Origin of the sequence: Fundidesulfovibrio agrisoli (genome assembly GCF_022808715.1) — a bacterium.
Classification (GTDB): domain Bacteria; phylum Desulfobacterota; class Desulfovibrionia; order Desulfovibrionales; family Desulfovibrionaceae; genus Fundidesulfovibrio; species Fundidesulfovibrio agrisoli.
This window is the reverse complement of sequence record NZ_JAKZKX010000031.1, coordinates 1-15,680: the sequence shown is the minus strand read 5'-3', so window position 1 is coordinate 15,680 and position 15,680 is coordinate 1. Positions and strand designations below refer to the sequence as shown.

The following is a 15,680-nucleotide window of genomic DNA, read 5'->3' as shown; positions in this document are numbered from 1 at the left end:
GAACATGGCTTGCGATGCGGGCCCACCGTGACGTTGTTTCGCCAATACGCGTTGTCCCTTGACCAAAGAGAAGCAAGGCTGTTACCAATTATCGTAATTCCACGTTGTTCAGGAAGGCTGGGCGGCAACACCGGGCACCGTCGTCCAGACGCACCACAGCGTGAGGATCCGAGCCATGCCTACCGCCCCCCTGAGCGCCTTCCCCATATTCGACACCAGAAAACCGCAGGATTTCGTGGACGCCGTGAACGCCAACTTCCATCATGGCGACATCGACGTCCACAGCGGCCCCTCCTTCCGGGCCGTATACAACGCCGTCGACCTCGGACGGGTCTCCCTGCATGGGGCCTCCCTCACGAACGGCGTCAACATTGCTTCCGCATCCAACAACGGCAGCTTCGTGCTCATCCTCATGTGCGCGGGCGAAATGCGCATCCGCTCAGGCCGCGCCGAGGTCCGCTGCCGTCCGGGCGGCCCCCTGGCGCTGCTCGATTTCTCGCGCCCGACCACCATCCGGCAGACGTCCGGATTCGTGAACTACACCCTGCGCTTCACCCGGCAGGGCCTGGAGGACTCCCTGGCCGCGCTGTGCGGCCGCCCCGCGGGCATGCCGCTGGTATTCAGCCCTCCCGACCCCTCGCGGGCGGGGACGCAGCGCATGGCCCGCATCGCCTGGCAGGTGGCCGAGGCGTTCGGGTGCGACCCGGGGCTGGGCGAGTCGGAACTGCTCACAGCCCGCTACGAGGAGCTGCTGCTCTCGGCCATGCTCACCTGCATGGAGCACAACCACTCCCATCTGCTCGCCAAGGAGCCCAAAGCCGCCGAGCCCCGCGCCGTGAAGCTGGCCGAGGCATACATCCAGGCCAACTCCCACAAGCCCATCCGCATGGCCGACCTGGCCGCCGTAACCGGCACGGGCTGCCGCTCGCTCCAGTTGGCTTTCCAGAAAAGCAGGGGCTATTCGCCCTCGCGCTTCCTTCAGGAGTGCAGGCTGGCCAAGGCCCGCGAGATGCTCGTTCAGGCGGGGCCGGGCGTCAGCGTGCTCGCGGTGGCCTCGGCCTGCGGATTCGCCTCGCAGAGTTTCTTCGCCAGGCTCTACAGGCAGCGATTCGGCGAAAAACCATCAGAAACGCTGAGGATGGCATGATGCCGGACTTTTCCACATCGCACCCGGCCGTGCGCCCCCCCCGAAGCACGATGCCCGAGGGGAGATGATGCCGCTTTCGTCCGGGGCTGCAACCCTCGGCGCATGGCGGGAGTGTGATTCGCAATCCTGCCAAAGTCTTCGCATTCGCGGGAGACGCGGACCAGTCGGCGGGGCTATCCTGCCCATGCTTGGTTCACCAGCTTTGTCGGAGCGGTGAGGCGAGCCGTCTACAACCGGTAAACTAGCTCTCCTGCCGTCGTATCCGGGAAAGCGCCATAGGAGGACACCATGCATCCACTCGTGGCAACTATTCTGGCCCTGGCCCTCACCGTGCTGACGGCTGCGGGAACAGCCCAGGCCCAGACGATCACCGGCACGCCCGGTTCGCCCTCGGCCACCCGAACAATCGACGGCAAATCCCTGCCGCCAGCGCCCTTGCCTTTCGGGGGGGTCATCAAGGACAACGCCTACCAGTCCAAACCCTTCTGGCAGCCCCGGGTGGTGCCGCCCAAGGACGCACCCAACGTGCTGCTGATCATCACGGACGACTGCGGGTTCGGCGCGCCGAGCACATTCGGCGGCGTCATCCCCACCCCGGCGCTGGACCGCATCGCCAACTCGGGCCTGCGCTACACGCAGTTCCACTCCACGGCCCTGTGCTCGCCCACGCGCGCGGCGCTCATCACCGGGCGCAACCACCACGCCGTGGGCTTCGGCCAGGTTTCAGAGGCTTCCACCGGCTACCCGGGATACGACAGCGTGATCGAGCCCGATTCCGCCACCATCGGCCGCATCCTGCGCGACAACGGCTACGCCACTTCCTGGTTCGGCAAGGACCACAACACCCCGGCCTATGAGGCCAGCCAGGCAGGGCCCTTCACCCGCTGGCCCATCGGCCTGGGCTTCGAATACTTCTACGGCTTCGTGGGCGGCGACACCAGCCAGTGGCAGCCCAACCTGTTCAGGCAGACCACGCCCATCTACCCCTATGTGGGCAACCCCAAGTGGAACCTAACCACGGCCATGGCCGACGACGCCATCGAGCACATGAAGATGCTCAACGAGGTCGATCCTTCCAAGCGGTTCTTCGTCAAGTACGCCCCCGGCGGCACCCACGCGCCGCACCATGCGCCGCCCGAGTGGATCGAGAAGTTCAAGGGCAAGTTCGACATGGGCTGGAACAAGCTGCGCGAGCAGATCTTCGCCAACCAGAAGAAGCTCGGCGTGATCCCCAAGGACGCGGAGCTGACCCCCTGGCCCAAGGACCTGCTGGCCGACTGGGATACGCTCACCCCGGACGAGAAGAAGCTGTTCACCCGCCAGGTCGAGGTCTACGCGGCCTATCTGGCCTACACCGACCACGAAATTGGCCGGGTGATTCAGGCCGTGCAGGATATGGGCAAGCTCGAAGACACGCTCATCATCTACATAAGCGGCGACAACGGCTCCAGCGCCGAGGGCAACCCCAACGGCACCCCCAACGAGGTGGCGCAGTTCAACAGCGTGGAAGTGCCCGTGGAGGCCCAGCTCAAGTACTTCTACGACGTCTGGGGCAGCGACAAGACCTACAACCACATGGCCGTGGGCTGGACCTGGGCCTTCGACACCCCCTACAAGTGGACCAAGCAGGTGGCCTCCCACTTCGGCGGCACCCGTCAGGGCATGGCCATCTCCTGGCCCAAGGTCATCAAGGACAAGGGCGGCATCCGCAACCAGTTCCACCACGTCATCGACATCGTGCCCACCATCCTGGAAGTCGCGGGCATCCAGGCGCCCGAGACCGTGGACGGCATCAAGCAGAAGCCCATCGAAGGCGTGAGCCTGGCCTACACCTTCGACAAGGCCAACGCCAAGGAACCCTCCAGGCACAAGACCCAGTACTTCGAGATCTTCGGCAACCGGGGCATCTACAACGACGGCTGGTACGCCAACACGACGCCCATCTCCCCGCCGTGGAAGCTCGGGGCCACCCCCAACCCTGACGTGGAGCACGCCTACAAGTGGGAGCTCTACGACCTGACCAAGGACTGGACCCAGAACCGCGACGTGGCCGCCGCCAACCCGGAAAAGCTCAAGCAGATGCAGGCCCTCTTCATGGATGAGGCCAAGAAGTACCAGGTGCTGCCCCTGGACAACTCCCTGGCCGCGCGCATGGTCACGCCGCGCCCCAGCGTCACCGCCGGGCGCAACCTGTTCACCTACTCCGGCACGCTCACCGGCATCCCCATGGGCGACGCCCCCAGCCTGATCGCAGCGTCCTACACCATCACCGCCGAGGTGGAGGTGCCCCAGGGCGGCGGCGAGGGCATCCTGGCCACCCAGGGCGGCCGCTTCGCCGGCTGGGGCTTCTACCTGTTGCAGGGCAAGCCCGTGTTCACCTGGAACCTGGTGGACCTGGAGCGCGTGCGCTGGGAGGGCAAGGACGCCCTGACCCCCGGCAAGCACACGCTGACCTTCGACTTCAAGTACGACGGTCTGGGCTTCGCCACCCTGGCCTTCAACGACATGAGCGGCCTCGGCCGCAGCGGCACGGGCACGCTCAAGGTGGACGGCAAGGTGGTGGCCAGCCAGAAGATGGAACGCACCATCCCTGTCATCCTCCAGTGGGACGAGACCTTCGACATCGGCTCCGACACCGGCACTCCGGTGGACGACAAGGACTACCAGGTGCCCTTCGCCTTCACCGGCAAGATCAAGAAGCTGACCGTGAAGATCGACCGGCCCAAGCTCACTCCCGCCGACGAAAAGCGGCTGATGGAGGCCCAGCGCAACAACAAGATGAGCGAATAGCGATGTCGAGGCCCGCCGCGTCACCTGTTGGACCGGTGACGCGGCGGGCTTTTTAGGAGTATGCGCATGAAAAAAGAAGGGAAACAACGATGACCCCGCGCCAACGTTCACATCAGGCCCCCGCCCTGCTGCTCCTGGCGGTTCTTCTGGCCGCCGCGGGGGCGACAGGCTGCGTCGCGGCCAGGCAGGCCCAGCCCGCGCCGCCCCCGGCCCTGTCGGCCTGGCAGGACGCCCCGGTGGAGCCCAAGGCCCTGGAGCTGCTCAAACAGACCTCCGACCGGCTGGCCGCGGCCAGAAGCATGTCCTTCACGGCGGTGGCCAGCTACGAGCACCCCAGCAGGCTCGGGCCGCCCATAGTCTACGCCGTGCGCTACGACGTCTCCCTGCGCAGGCCGGACAGGCTCAAGGTGGTCATACCGGGCGACGGGCCAACCTCCGAATTCACCTACGACGGCAAGGAAATGGCCGCGTACATCCCCGGCGACAACCTGTTGGCCGTGGCCCCCGCCCCGCCCGACATGGACGCCGCCCTCAAGGCCGCCTTCGAGACGGCCGCCATCGGCTTCCCCTTCACGGACCTGATCCTCACCGACCCGTACGCGGCCCTGGCCGAGGGGGCCAAGATGGCCTTCGTCATGGGCAAGTCCGAGGTGATCGGCGGGGTGAGCACCGACGTGGTGGTCTGGGCCGACGACGACGTGTTCCTGCAGATATGGATCGGCGCGAAGGACAAGCTGCCCAGGCGCTTCCGGGCCATCTACCGCGAAGACCCGCTGCGCCTGCGCCACGACCTGGAGCTCTCCGCCTGGAAGATCGACCAGCCCTGGCCGCGCGGCGAATGGCGCGCCAAGCCCGTCGCCCCCCGCAGCATCGAGTTCGACAAGCCGGCCCTCCCGCCCGGGATGGGCATGAACCCAGGCCCGGGGCTGCCCGGCGGCCAGCCGCAGCCGACGCAAGGAGGCGCGCCATGAAACCCTTCACCCTGGCGCTCGCCTGCCTGCTGGCCCTGCTCGCCTGGACGCAGCCCGGCCACGCCTGGCGCAGCATGAACCGTTTCGGGGGCGAAACGGCGCATTTCGCCGGAGTCGGCACCGCCCACGTCAACGCCTTCGGGGGCTCCACCGTGCACGCCTGGGGCGGGGGAACGATGCACACCAATGCCTACGGCGGCAGAACCTACGGCGCCTACGGCGAGGGCGTCGCGCACACGTATCCCGGCGGAGCCACGGCCTACCATCCGCCGGGCTATCCCGTGCCGGTTCCCTACGGGGTCTATCATCCGCCTGTGGCGGTGCCCTACTACGCCGGAGGCTGCGCCGGGTGCGCGGTGGCGGCCGGAGCCATCGCGGGCACCGCTATCGCGGGTGCGGCCATCGCGGGAGCGGCGGCGGCCAACCCCAGCGTGGCAGTGGCCGCCGCGCCAGCCTACGCCATGGGCGCAAGCTACGCCCAGCTGCCTTCGGGGTGCATCCTCCCCGAGGTCGGCGGGAGAACCTATTACCTGTGCGGCAACACCTGGTTCAAGCCGGTCTACGGGGCGAACGGGGTCTACTACGTGGTGATCCCCACGCCATGAGCGCCGCGAAGCAACGAACCCTCGTTATCAAGGAGACACCCATGTCAGTAAAGGCTGTAAGATCCATAATCGCTCTGGCCGCACTCTTCGTGATCCTGGCTGCCCCGGCGGCCCGGGCCCAGACCGCGGACAGCGACCTCAAGGTCACCCTGGCGCCCTACGCTTGGCTCACCGGCTTCAACGGCACCATCGGCGTGCGCGGAGCACAGGCCACCGTGAACGCCAGCTTCGCGGACCTCTCGAAATACCTCAACATCGGGGCCATGCTCCACGCGGACATGCTCTACAAGGACACCTTCGGCCTGCTCGGGGAGATCAACTACGCCCAGCTTGGCGACCAGGCATCTGGCAAGCGGGTCAGCCTCGACGGACAGATGGGCTTGTTCCTCTCCGACATCGCGGCCTTCTACCGCATCGGGACCATGCCCCTGGGCAAGGACGGCTCCTGCCCCACCAGCCTGGACATCCTGGCCGGAGCGCGCATCTGGAGCCTGGGCCTGAATCTGAACACCCAGAACGCCCTCGGCGGGAGCCATACGGTGTCCAAGCAGAAGAGCTGGGTGGACCCGGTGGTCGGCGCCAGGGCGCAGTTCCGGATCACCGACAAGTGGGGTATCGACCTGCGCGGCGGCGTGGGCGGCTTCGGCATAAGCTCGGCCTTCACCTGGGACGCCATGGCCATGCTGGGCTACACCTTCTGGGATCACGGAACCTTCCTCGTGGGCTACAGGGCCGTGGGCGTGAACCACACCGAAGGCAGCGGCAAGGACTACTTCAAGTTCGACGCCACCCTGAACGGACCGGTCGTGGCGCTGGCCTTCACCTTCTAGGCCGCACCCGCGGCCGCGCTTCGATCAACAGGCCCGGCCCTCTTTCGGAGGGCCGGGCCTTTGCGCCCCCGCATTGACCGGCTCCCACCAAAGCTGTAGTGATTTCGTGCCCGTGGGCTCGTCCCGGCCGCAGGCGGAGGATTCACGGCCGTCTTCTCCGACTCAGGAACCAGCATGGTTGAGGCGCACATGCAGGCATCCGGCACTTCCCACCCCATCGATCCGCAGAAGCCCGCGAACTCCCGTCCGGGCTCCCCCGAAGGCCAACTCAGGCCCGACGCCCTCCCCGGGGTCGAGCGCCTGGCCCAAACCGAAGGGCTGCTGCTCACCTTCATGCAGTACGCCCCGGCCTCCGTGGCCATGTTCGACAGGGACATGCGCTACCTCGCCGTGAGCAACCGCTGGCTTTCCGACTTCGGCCTCTCCGGGCGCAATCTCACAGGGCTCTGCCATTACGACGTCTTCCCCGATATTCCCGAACGCTGGAAGGCCATCCACCGCAAATGCCTTGCCGGCGAGGTCGAAAAGGCCGACGAGGACCGCTTCGAGCGGGCCGACGGGAGCACCCATTGGCTGCGCTGGGAGGTGCGCCCCTGGTACGCCCGGTCGGGCGAGGTGGGCGGCATCGTCATCTTCTCGGAGGACATCACCGCACGCAAGAAGGCCGAAGAGGCCCTGGAGGAGAGCGAGGAGCGCTTCCGCACCCTGGCCGACGCCATCCCGCAGCTCTGCTGGATGGCCGACGCCCAGGGCTGGATTTTCTGGTACAACAAGCGCTGGTACGACTACACCGGCGCCAACCCCAAGGACATGGAGGGCTGGGGCTGGCAATCCGTGCACAAACCGGAGGCGCTGCCCCGGGTGATCGAGAGCTGGAAGGCCTCCCTGGCCACGGGCGAACCTTTCGAGATGGTCTTCCCCCTGCGCGGCAGCGACGGCGTTTTCCGCCCCTTCCTGACCCGCGTGCTGCCCCTGCGCGACCATGACGGCAAAGTGGTGCGCTGGTGCGGCACCAATACAGACATCAGCGAGCACACCCGCCTGGAGGAGCGCCTTCAGCGCATGGTGCAGGAAAGAACCACCGAACTTGAGCTCAGGAACAAGGACCTCCGGGACTTCACCTATGTGGCCTCCCACGACCTGCAGGAGCCCCTGCGCAAGATCCGGGCCTTCGGCGACCGGCTGCGGGTGGAGAGCGGGAGCTGCCTGAACGCGAAGGGGCTCGACAGCCTGACCAGGATGGAGAACGCCGCCGAGCGCATGCAGGACCTCATCGACGCCCTGCTGGTTTATTCCGGGCTCTCCGCCGGGTTGGAGACCTTCCAGCCGGTGGACCTCAACCAGACCATGGCGGACGTTTTGGAGGACATCGAACTGCGCATCGAAAGCACCCAAGCCCGCTTCGAGGTGGGCGAGCTGCCCACCATCGAGGCCGACGCCATCCAGATGCGCCAGCTCTTCGAGAACCTGTTCACCAACGCCCTGAAATATCACCGCGAGGGCGTGCCCCCCGTGGTGCGGGTGATCGCCTCCCCCCCGGGCGAGTCCTCCAGCACCTGCACCATCACCGTGGAGGACAACGGCATCGGCTTCGACGAGCGTTTTCTGGGCAAGATCTTCATCCCCTTCCAGCGGTTGCACGGCAAGAAGCAGTTCCAGGGCACTGGCATCGGCCTGACCATCGTGCGCAGCATCGTGGAGCGCCACAAGGGCTTCATCGCCGCCAGGAGCCAGCCCGGGGAGGGGTCCGTATTCTCGGTCACGCTGCCGCTCAGGCACGTGTGACCGCCAATGGCGCGGAGTTCGGCAACGTGCCGGTAACGGTCAAGACAAATGGAGTACACGATGTGCGGCGTATCGAAACCGGTGGTCATACTTCTGGCTGAGGACGACGAGGACGACGTGGTCCTCATTCAGGACTCGTTCCGCAAGACCAAGCTGATGAACGACCTGCGCGTGGTCAACGACGGGATTGAGCTCATGGACTATCTCAAGGGCCGGGGCCGCTTCAGCGACCCCTCCCTCTCGCCCAGGCCCGACATCATCCTGCTGGACCTGAACATGCCCAGGATGGACGGCCGCGAGGCCCTACGGGAAATCAAGGCCGACCCCATCTTCAAGGACATCCCCATCATCATCCTGACCACCTCCAAGACCCATGAGGACATCTACACCAGCTATCTCGAAGGGGCCAACTGCTTCATCACCAAGCCCGTCACCTTCCAGAGCATGTGCGAGGTGGTGGCCAAGCTCGGGGAGTACTGGTTCCAGATAGTCAAACTTCCAAACTGCTGATATAAGAGCCTTACTCAAGAGCAGCGGACTTAAAAATAAAACGGTCCGTGTAGGATTGTAAGTTGCACGAGGGGATATTCAAGGCTGTAGCTTCGCACCCCTAACCACAGGAAGACATGAACTTCTCCCTGTTGTGGGACAACTTGCGCCGCACCATCCGCTACAGGCTCATCTGGCTGGTGCTGGCCTGCGTGCTGCCCGTATGGCTGGCGGCGGGATTTCTCGTCGCCTTTGTTTACCAGGAAAAAAAGGGCGCCATCGAGGCGAACATGCTCGCCACGGCCCGCGGCATGGTCCAGGTGGCGGACAGGGAGCTGGACAACGCCACGGCCTCCCTCGTGGCGCTGGCGACCTCCCCCGCGCTGGACCAGCGCGACTTCCCGGCCTTTCACCGGCAGGCCAAGGAGTTGCTGCGCTCCTACGAAGGGGCGGACATCGTCCTGGCGGACTCCACGGGCCAGCAGTTGGTGAACACATACCGCGCCCCCGGAACCCCACTGCCCAAGCGCGCCATATCAAGCGCCGTGCGCCGCATCTTCGAGGAGGGCAAGCCCGGAGTCTCAGGCCTGTTCAAGGGCGCCCTCACCGGGCGGCACCTCATCGGCGTGGATGTGCCGGTGACCAGGGGAGGCGCGGTGCTCTTCGACCTGGCCATGACCATGCCCGTCGACCGCATCGCCGCAATCCTCCAGGCCCAGCCCCTCCCCGCCGGCTGGGTGGGCCTCATCATGGACGACAGCCGCACCGTCGTGAGCCGCACGCTCTATCCCGAGCGCCACGTGGGCACGCGGATCCCCCCGCTCATGGGCCTCGCCCCCGGCCAGATGGAGCGCACCCGCGAGTTCGTCAGCCTCGACAACGTGCGGGCCCTGGCAGCCATAAGCAAATCCCCGTTTTCGGGCTGGGCCGTGGTCATCCACGTTCCCCTGGGCATCGTCCAAGCCGAGCTCGAGAACTGGGTGCGCTGGGTCACAGCGGGCACGCTGCTGCTCTCGCTTCTGGGCGTCGCCCTGGCGCTGGGGATCGGGCGCGGCATCGGCAGCGCCGTGCAGTCGCTGATTCCGCCCGCGCTCGATCTGGCCGAAGGCAAGCTGGTCTCCCCCCCGAAGTCGGGCCTCAAGGAGATAGACTCCGTGGCCGAAGCCCTGGGCGCCGCCTCGGGGCTGCTCAAGGACATGACGGACGACCTCCGCCGCAGCAACCGCGAGCTGGAGGAGTTCGCGGCCGTTGCCTCCCACGACCTGCAGGAGCCCCTGCGCAAGATCAGCGCCTTCGGCGAGCGTCTGCGCGAAAACCACGCCCAAGCCCTGGACGAGCAGGGGCTGGACTTCCTGCGCCGCATGGAGAGCGCCACGGAGCGCATGCAGCACCTCATCCAGGACCTGCTGGAATACTCCAGGGTGACCACGCGCCCGAACCCCTTCGTCCGAACGGACCTGGGGGAGCTGGTCCGCGACGTCCTGGCCGACCTGGAGGGCGCGGTAGCCGAGACCGGGGCCGAGGTCACCGTCGGGGAGCTGCCCCAGGCGGAAGTCGACGCCTCCCAGATGCGCCGGGTGTTCCAGAACCTGCTCTCCAACGCCTTGAAATACCGCAGGCCCTCCATCCCGCCGCAAGTCGGCGTGACCGGCCGGGTCGTTCTGGAGGACGGAACAGAGCTGGCGGAAATCACCGTGTCGGATAACGGCATCGGCTTCGAAGATCAGTTCGCGGAGAAGATTTTCCAGCCCTTTCAGCGCCTGCACGGCCGGAACAAGTACCCGGGGACGGGCATCGGCCTGGCCATCGTCAGGAAAAGCGTCGAGCGCCACGGCGGCACCGTCTCCGCCCGGAGCGCCCCCGGGGAGGGCTCCTTCTTCATCATCAGCATCCCCCTGAAACAGCTTCAGGCCTCAGCATAGGGAAACGCACATGGGCACGCCGATCAAGGTGTTGGTGGTTGACGACGACGAGGACGACTTCATCATCCTCTCCGGACTGCTGGGCAGGATAAATTCCCAGCAGTACGAGGCGCACTGGGCCGAGGACGGCGAACAGGCCCTGAAGGCCCTGGAGTCCGGCGGCTTCGACGTCTGCTTCATCGACTACCACCTGGGCGCGCACTCCGGGCTCGAGCTCCTTGCGGAGTTCACCCGCCGGGGCCTGGTCATGCCCACTATCTTTTTGACCGGCCAGGGCGACTACCGGGTGGACATGCAGGCCATGGAGGCGGGCGCGGCCGACTTCCTGGCCAAGGGGCAGCTCACCCCCACCCTGCTGGAGCGCTCCATCCGCTATTCCATCCGCAACAAGCGGGCCGAGGCGGAACTGGAGCGCCGCGTGCAGGAGCGCACCGCCATGCTGCAGAAGGCCACGGAGGAGGCCGAAGCCGCCAACCGCGCCAAAAGCGCCTTCCTGGCGAACATGAGCCACGAGCTACGCACCCCCATGAACGGCATCCTCGGCATGGCCGAACTGGCGCTCATGTCCACCAGCGAACCCGGCGTTCTGGAATACATCCAGCTCCTCAAGGAGTCGGCCAAGTCCCTGCTGCACATCATCAACGACATCCTGGACCTCTCCAAGATCGAGGCGGGCAAGGCGGAGCTGGAGTGCGCGCCTTTCAGGCTTCGGGCCTTGCTGACCGCGGCGCTCAAACCCCTGGAGCTGACGGCCCAGGTCAAGGGGCTGCGCCTGCTCACCGGGATCGGGGCGGACGTGCCGGACAACCTCCTTGGCGACCAGGGGCGGTTGCGGCAGATACTGGTCAACCTCGTGGGCAACGCGGCCAAGTTCACCGACAGCGGCTCGATCTCCGTCAGCGTCAGCGTCGCGGAGGGGGGCTCCTCTCTTCCCGGGGTTCTCCCCCTGCTCTTCCAGGTGCGCGACACAGGCCTCGGCATCCCGGAATCCAAGCTCGGCAAGCTGTTCGAAAGCTTCACCATCGGCCTGAGCTCCAACCACCCCAAGTATGGCGGGACCGGGCTGGGGCTTGCCATCTCCAAGAAACTCGTGGAGATGATGGATGGAAGGATCTGGGCGGAGAGCTCCGAGGGCGAGGGCAGCGTCTTCTCGTTCATTGTAGCCTTCCGGCTGGACAACTCCGCCCCGCTTCTTGGGGGAAAAGCCGCCTCCCACGGGGCGGAAGGGAATGGCAAGCTGAAGATCCTCCTCGTCGAGGACGACGGGGTGAACCGGCTCATGGCCTCCACCCTGCTGCGCAAGAAGGGGCACGAGGTCGATACCGCTGCCAACGGGCGCACGGCCCTGGCGGCCCTGGCCAAGGCGGATTACGACCTTGTCATGATGGACATCCGCATGCCGGAGATGGACGGCGAGGAAGCCACCCGCCGCATCAGGTCCGGCAAGGAGCAGGGCATCGATCCCGCCGTGCCCATCGTGGCCCTGACGGCCTACGCGCTCAAGGGCGACAAGGAACGCTTCCTCATGGCCGGGATGAACGGCTACATAGCCAAACCGCTGGACATTTCCGAGTTGGACGCCGTTCTCAACTCCATCCGGCCCCGGCGGACCTCAAACAACGGCGCGCGCCCTCCCGAGGGCGGGCGCTGAAAGGCCAGGCGCAAGCCCGGTAACATCGGGGCTCGTCCCACACGCGACGCCCCTTGCTCGACGGTGTAGCCACAGCGCTGCCCCGTCCGCCCGCAGGAGGCCCAGGATGCTTTTCAGGACGTTCGCCCTCGTGGTTCTCATCGTCTCCCTTTGCCAGCCCTGCTGGGCAAAAAAAGCCGCCCCAGCCACCGTCAAGCCCGGCGCCCAGGCCGGGGGCTATGCAGGCTCCCAGAGTTGCAGGCAATGCCACGAGAAATTCTATTCCCTGTGGTCCACATCCAGGCACGGCCTGGCAATGCAGCCCTACACGGCGGAGTTCGCCCAGGCCAACCTGCTCCCCCAGCAGGAGGACGTGGTCATCGGCGGTTCGGCCTACCGGGCCGACCTGGCGAAGGGTGCTGTGATCGAGACCACCGGCGGGGCAACCGCCAGCTACCCCATCGCGCACGTGCTCGGCGGCAAGAACGTCTACTACTTCCTGACCCCCCTGTCGGGCGGCCGCCTGCAGACCCTGCCCGTGGCCTACGACGTGCAGAAGAAGGCATGGTTCGACACCGCGGCCAGCGGCGTGCGCCACGCCCCCGGCGCCGGGCCGGACCAGCCCGTGCATTGGAAGGACCCGGCCTACACCTTCAACACGTCCTGCCATAGCTGCCACGTGAGCCAGCTCAACACCAACTACGACCTCAAGACCGGCACCTACGAGACCACCTGGGCCGAGCCGGGCATCAACTGCGAGACCTGCCACGGCCCCAGCGCGGAGCACAACGCCGTGATGCTGCGCACCCCCAAGGGCAAGACGCCCTCGGACATGAAGATCATCCTCGTCTCCAAGTTCACCCCGGAGCAGCACAACGCCACCTGCTCCGGCTGCCACGCCAAGGCCATGCCCATCACCGCCGGATACACCCCCGGCGACCGCTTCTTCGACCACTTCGGCCTGGCCACCCTGGAAGACCCTGACTACTACCCCGACGGCCGCGACCTGGGCGAGAACTACACCTACACCTCCTGGCTCATGAGCCCCTGCGCCAAGGCCGGGAAGTTGCACTGCGTCACCTGCCACACCTCCAGCGGTCGCTACCGGTTCAAGGCCCCGGAGAAGGCCAACGAGGCCTGCATGCCCTGCCATCAGGACCACGTTCAGAACGCCCCGGAGCACACCCGGCACAAGGCCGACGGCCCCGCCGGGAAGTGCGTCTCCTGCCATATGCCCATGACCAGCTTCGCCAGGATGAACCGCTCGGACCACTCCATGCTGCCGCCCTCCCCGGCGGCCACCATTGCCTTCGGCTCCCCCAACGCCTGCAACGGCTGTCACGCCGACAAGGACGCGGCCTGGGCCGACGCCCAGGTGCGCCAGTGGCGCACCCGCGACTACCAGGCCCCCGTCCTGTCGCGCGGCAAACTGGTGGAGCAGGCGCGCAAGCGAGACTGGAGTGAACTCCACGCCATGCTGGCCTACATTGCCGATCCCGGCCGCGACGAGGTGTTCGCCGCCTCCCTGGTCAAGCTGATCCAGAGTTGCCCAGATTCGTCCGTGGCCCAGGCCCTTCTGAAGGCCGCCAAGGACCCCTCTCCCCTGGTGCGCGCCGCGGCGATGGAAGCCTTGCAGCAGTTTCCCTCCGACGAGACGGGCCGGGCCCTCGTGGCCGCCGCTTCCGACGAGTACCGCCTGGTGAGGGTGCGCGCCGCCGCCACCCTGGCCGGATACGGAAACCTGAACCTCGACGGGCCTCAGAAAACCACCGTGGACAAGGCCGAGAAGGAGTACCTGGCATCGCTTCTGGCCCGGCCGGACCAGTGGTCCTCCCATTACAACCTGGGCAACTACATGCTGCAGCGCGGCGAGACCGAAAAGGCCATCGCCTCATACGACACGGCGCTGCACCTGGAACCGCGTTCCGTGCTCGTGATGATAAACGAGTCCATGGCCCTGGCCCGGATCGGCAAGCAGGACCAGGCCATGCAACTGCTGGAGAAGGCCCTGGCCCTGGCCCCGGACAATGCGCCCGCCAACTTCAACATGGGCCTGCTGCGCGCCGAGCGCAATGACCGCGCCGGGGCCGAGGCCAACCTCAAGAAGGCCCTGCAGGCCGACCCGCAGTTGGCACCCGCGGCCTACAACCTGTGCGCCCTCCTGGCCCCCGACCGCCTGCAGGAGGCATCCACGTATTGCAAGATGGCCGCTGACCTCAGACCCCAGGAGCCGAAATTCGCCTACACGTTGGCCTACATCCAGTTCAAGCTGGGTAATGAAAACGCCGCCGTGGCCACGCTGGAAAATCTGGTGGCCTCGCAACCACTCTATCCCGACTCCTACATCCTGCTCGGCGGCATCTACCGCAAGCAGGGGCGCACGGCCGAGGCTGGCAAGCTCTACGCCTCCGCGCTGGCCAACGAAGCCATGCCCGAAGCAGCCAAGAGCCGCATCGCGGCTCAACTGATGGGGGTGAAGCAATAGGGGGCGAGAGGTCCGGATCGGCCTGGACGGGCTGTGCGCGTTGGCTCAGGCTCGGCTGCGGCTGCGCCAGGGGCGTATGGCCGCGCTGAGCGCGGCTGCGCCGAACAGAGGCAGCCACACCCAGAGCAGCTCGGACCCAAGTACGGACGCGCCCCTTGGCGACAGGAAGCGGGCCAGGCTCAGGGGAGCGGCATCGATTGGCGTCATGGGAAAGAAGTACCTCTGGCCGGACCAGGGCCAGAAGAACGCCACCCCGAGGCCGCCGTTGGTGAAGGCGTCCAGCAGGCCGTGTGAAGCCGCGCAAGCCAGCAGAAAAAGGAACACGCGCCTGAACGAGGTGCGCATCAGCTTGCTGAAGCAGGCCCCGACGAGGGCCGCGCAGACGGCGAATATGAGGGAGTGGCTGAACCCGCGATGCCCCAGCTCCGAGGCGTAGGGCACCCCGATCCTGAAGGCGATCACGTCCAGATCCGGCAGGATGGAAGCCGCGATCCCGGCCAGCAGCAATGGGCGCGTTATGGCCCCCGGGCCAAGGGCGAAGGTGACGGCCAGAGGCACGGCCGGATGGGTCAGGATGGTCGGCACGGCTGCTCCTTGGTGCTGGCGGTTGCCCTCTTCGTCCGTTCCGGTTGGATGTTCTGCCGCGGTTCCCTGGAAGTACCGCCTAGTAGCGGTCGATCCGGCGTAATTTTCCACACTCCCCCGCGGAAGAAAAGCCTTCAATCAGCGCGCAACCAAACGGCAAGTTACGGCAGCGCAGGCCACCGACAGGGCAAATCAACGAACGTCGGCAAGATACCTAGTTGCCCGGCCCAACGACGCCCTGCCGTTTGTCCAACCGGCATGAGCGTTCCGGCCGCCTGGGGCCTTCACCGCGCCCGCGCCTTCATTTTGCCGCCCCAACGCAGAAAGGCCCGTCTTTCGACGGGCCTTTCTGTTTGGGAAAAGGATCCTGGCAGCGACCTACTTTCCCACCAGCGGTCCTGGCAGTATCATCGGCGAAGGAGGGCTTAACTTCCGAGTTCG

Annotated in this window: 11 protein-coding genes; 10 read left to right on the top strand and 1 reads right to left on the bottom strand. The window is 66.3% G+C overall.

The genetic code is table 11. From position 1 onward, the window contains the following. Positions 1–175: 175 nt before the first annotated feature. The 10 genes from MLE27_RS16300 (at position 176) to MLE27_RS18065 (ending at position 14,654) form a co-directional block, all read left to right on the top strand. Positions 176–1,147: an AraC family transcriptional regulator gene (locus MLE27_RS16300; RefSeq protein ID WP_243313424.1), complete on the top strand. Its 972-nt coding sequence runs from the start codon at positions 176–178 to the stop codon at positions 1,145–1,147. Between the two features lie 288 nt (positions 1,148–1,435). Then, positions 1,436–3,937 carry an arylsulfatase gene (locus MLE27_RS16295; RefSeq protein WP_243313422.1) on the top strand — a complete coding sequence of 834 codons (2,502 nt, stop codon included), beginning with the start codon at positions 1,436–1,438 and terminating at the stop codon, positions 3,935–3,937. An 89-nt stretch (positions 3,938–4,026) separates the two neighbouring features. Further along, on the top strand, positions 4,027–4,908 hold the full coding sequence (locus MLE27_RS16290) for a DUF2092 domain-containing protein (RefSeq protein WP_243313421.1): 882 nt from the start codon (positions 4,027–4,029) through the stop codon (positions 4,906–4,908). After that, a complete protein-coding gene (locus MLE27_RS16285; RefSeq protein WP_243313419.1) occupies positions 4,905–5,513 on the top strand; it encodes a hypothetical protein in 609 nt (202 codons plus the stop codon). The genes MLE27_RS16290 and MLE27_RS16285 overlap by 4 nt, the downstream gene beginning before the upstream one ends. Positions 5,514–5,554: 41 nt before the next feature. After that, positions 5,555–6,343: a hypothetical protein gene (locus MLE27_RS16280; RefSeq protein ID WP_243313417.1), complete on the top strand. Its 789-nt coding sequence runs from the start codon at positions 5,555–5,557 to the stop codon at positions 6,341–6,343. Positions 6,344–6,517: 174 nt separating this feature from the next. After that, the gene (locus MLE27_RS16275; RefSeq protein WP_243313415.1) at positions 6,518–8,128 is read left to right on the top strand and encodes a sensor histidine kinase; all 1,611 of its coding nucleotides are present in this window, start codon (positions 6,518–6,520) and stop codon (positions 8,126–8,128) included. Positions 8,129–8,188: 60 nt separating this feature from the next. Beyond that, positions 8,189–8,638 carry a response regulator gene (locus MLE27_RS16270; RefSeq protein ID WP_243313412.1) on the top strand — a complete coding sequence of 150 codons (450 nt, stop codon included), beginning with the start codon at positions 8,189–8,191 and terminating at the stop codon, positions 8,636–8,638. A 116-nt stretch (positions 8,639–8,754) separates the two neighbouring features. Next, complete coding sequence (locus MLE27_RS16265; RefSeq protein WP_243313410.1) at positions 8,755–10,539, top strand: sensor histidine kinase; 1,785 nt, start codon at positions 8,755–8,757, stop codon at positions 10,537–10,539. Positions 10,540–10,549: 10 nt separating this feature from the next. Beyond that, positions 10,550–12,190: a response regulator gene (locus MLE27_RS16260; protein WP_243313408.1), complete on the top strand. Its 1,641-nt coding sequence runs from the start codon at positions 10,550–10,552 to the stop codon at positions 12,188–12,190. Positions 12,191–12,296: 106 nt separating this feature from the next. Next, on the top strand, positions 12,297–14,654 hold the full coding sequence (locus tag MLE27_RS18065) for a tetratricopeptide repeat protein (RefSeq protein WP_279355889.1): 2,358 nt from the start codon (positions 12,297–12,299) through the stop codon (positions 14,652–14,654). 45 nt (positions 14,655–14,699) lie between these two features. Here MLE27_RS18065 and MLE27_RS16245 read toward each other — a convergent pair whose 3' ends face one another. Then, a complete protein-coding gene (locus tag MLE27_RS16245) occupies positions 14,700–15,239 on the bottom strand; it encodes a metal-dependent hydrolase (RefSeq protein ID WP_243313406.1) in 540 nt (179 codons plus the stop codon). Between the last annotated feature and the right edge of the window lie 441 nt (positions 15,240–15,680).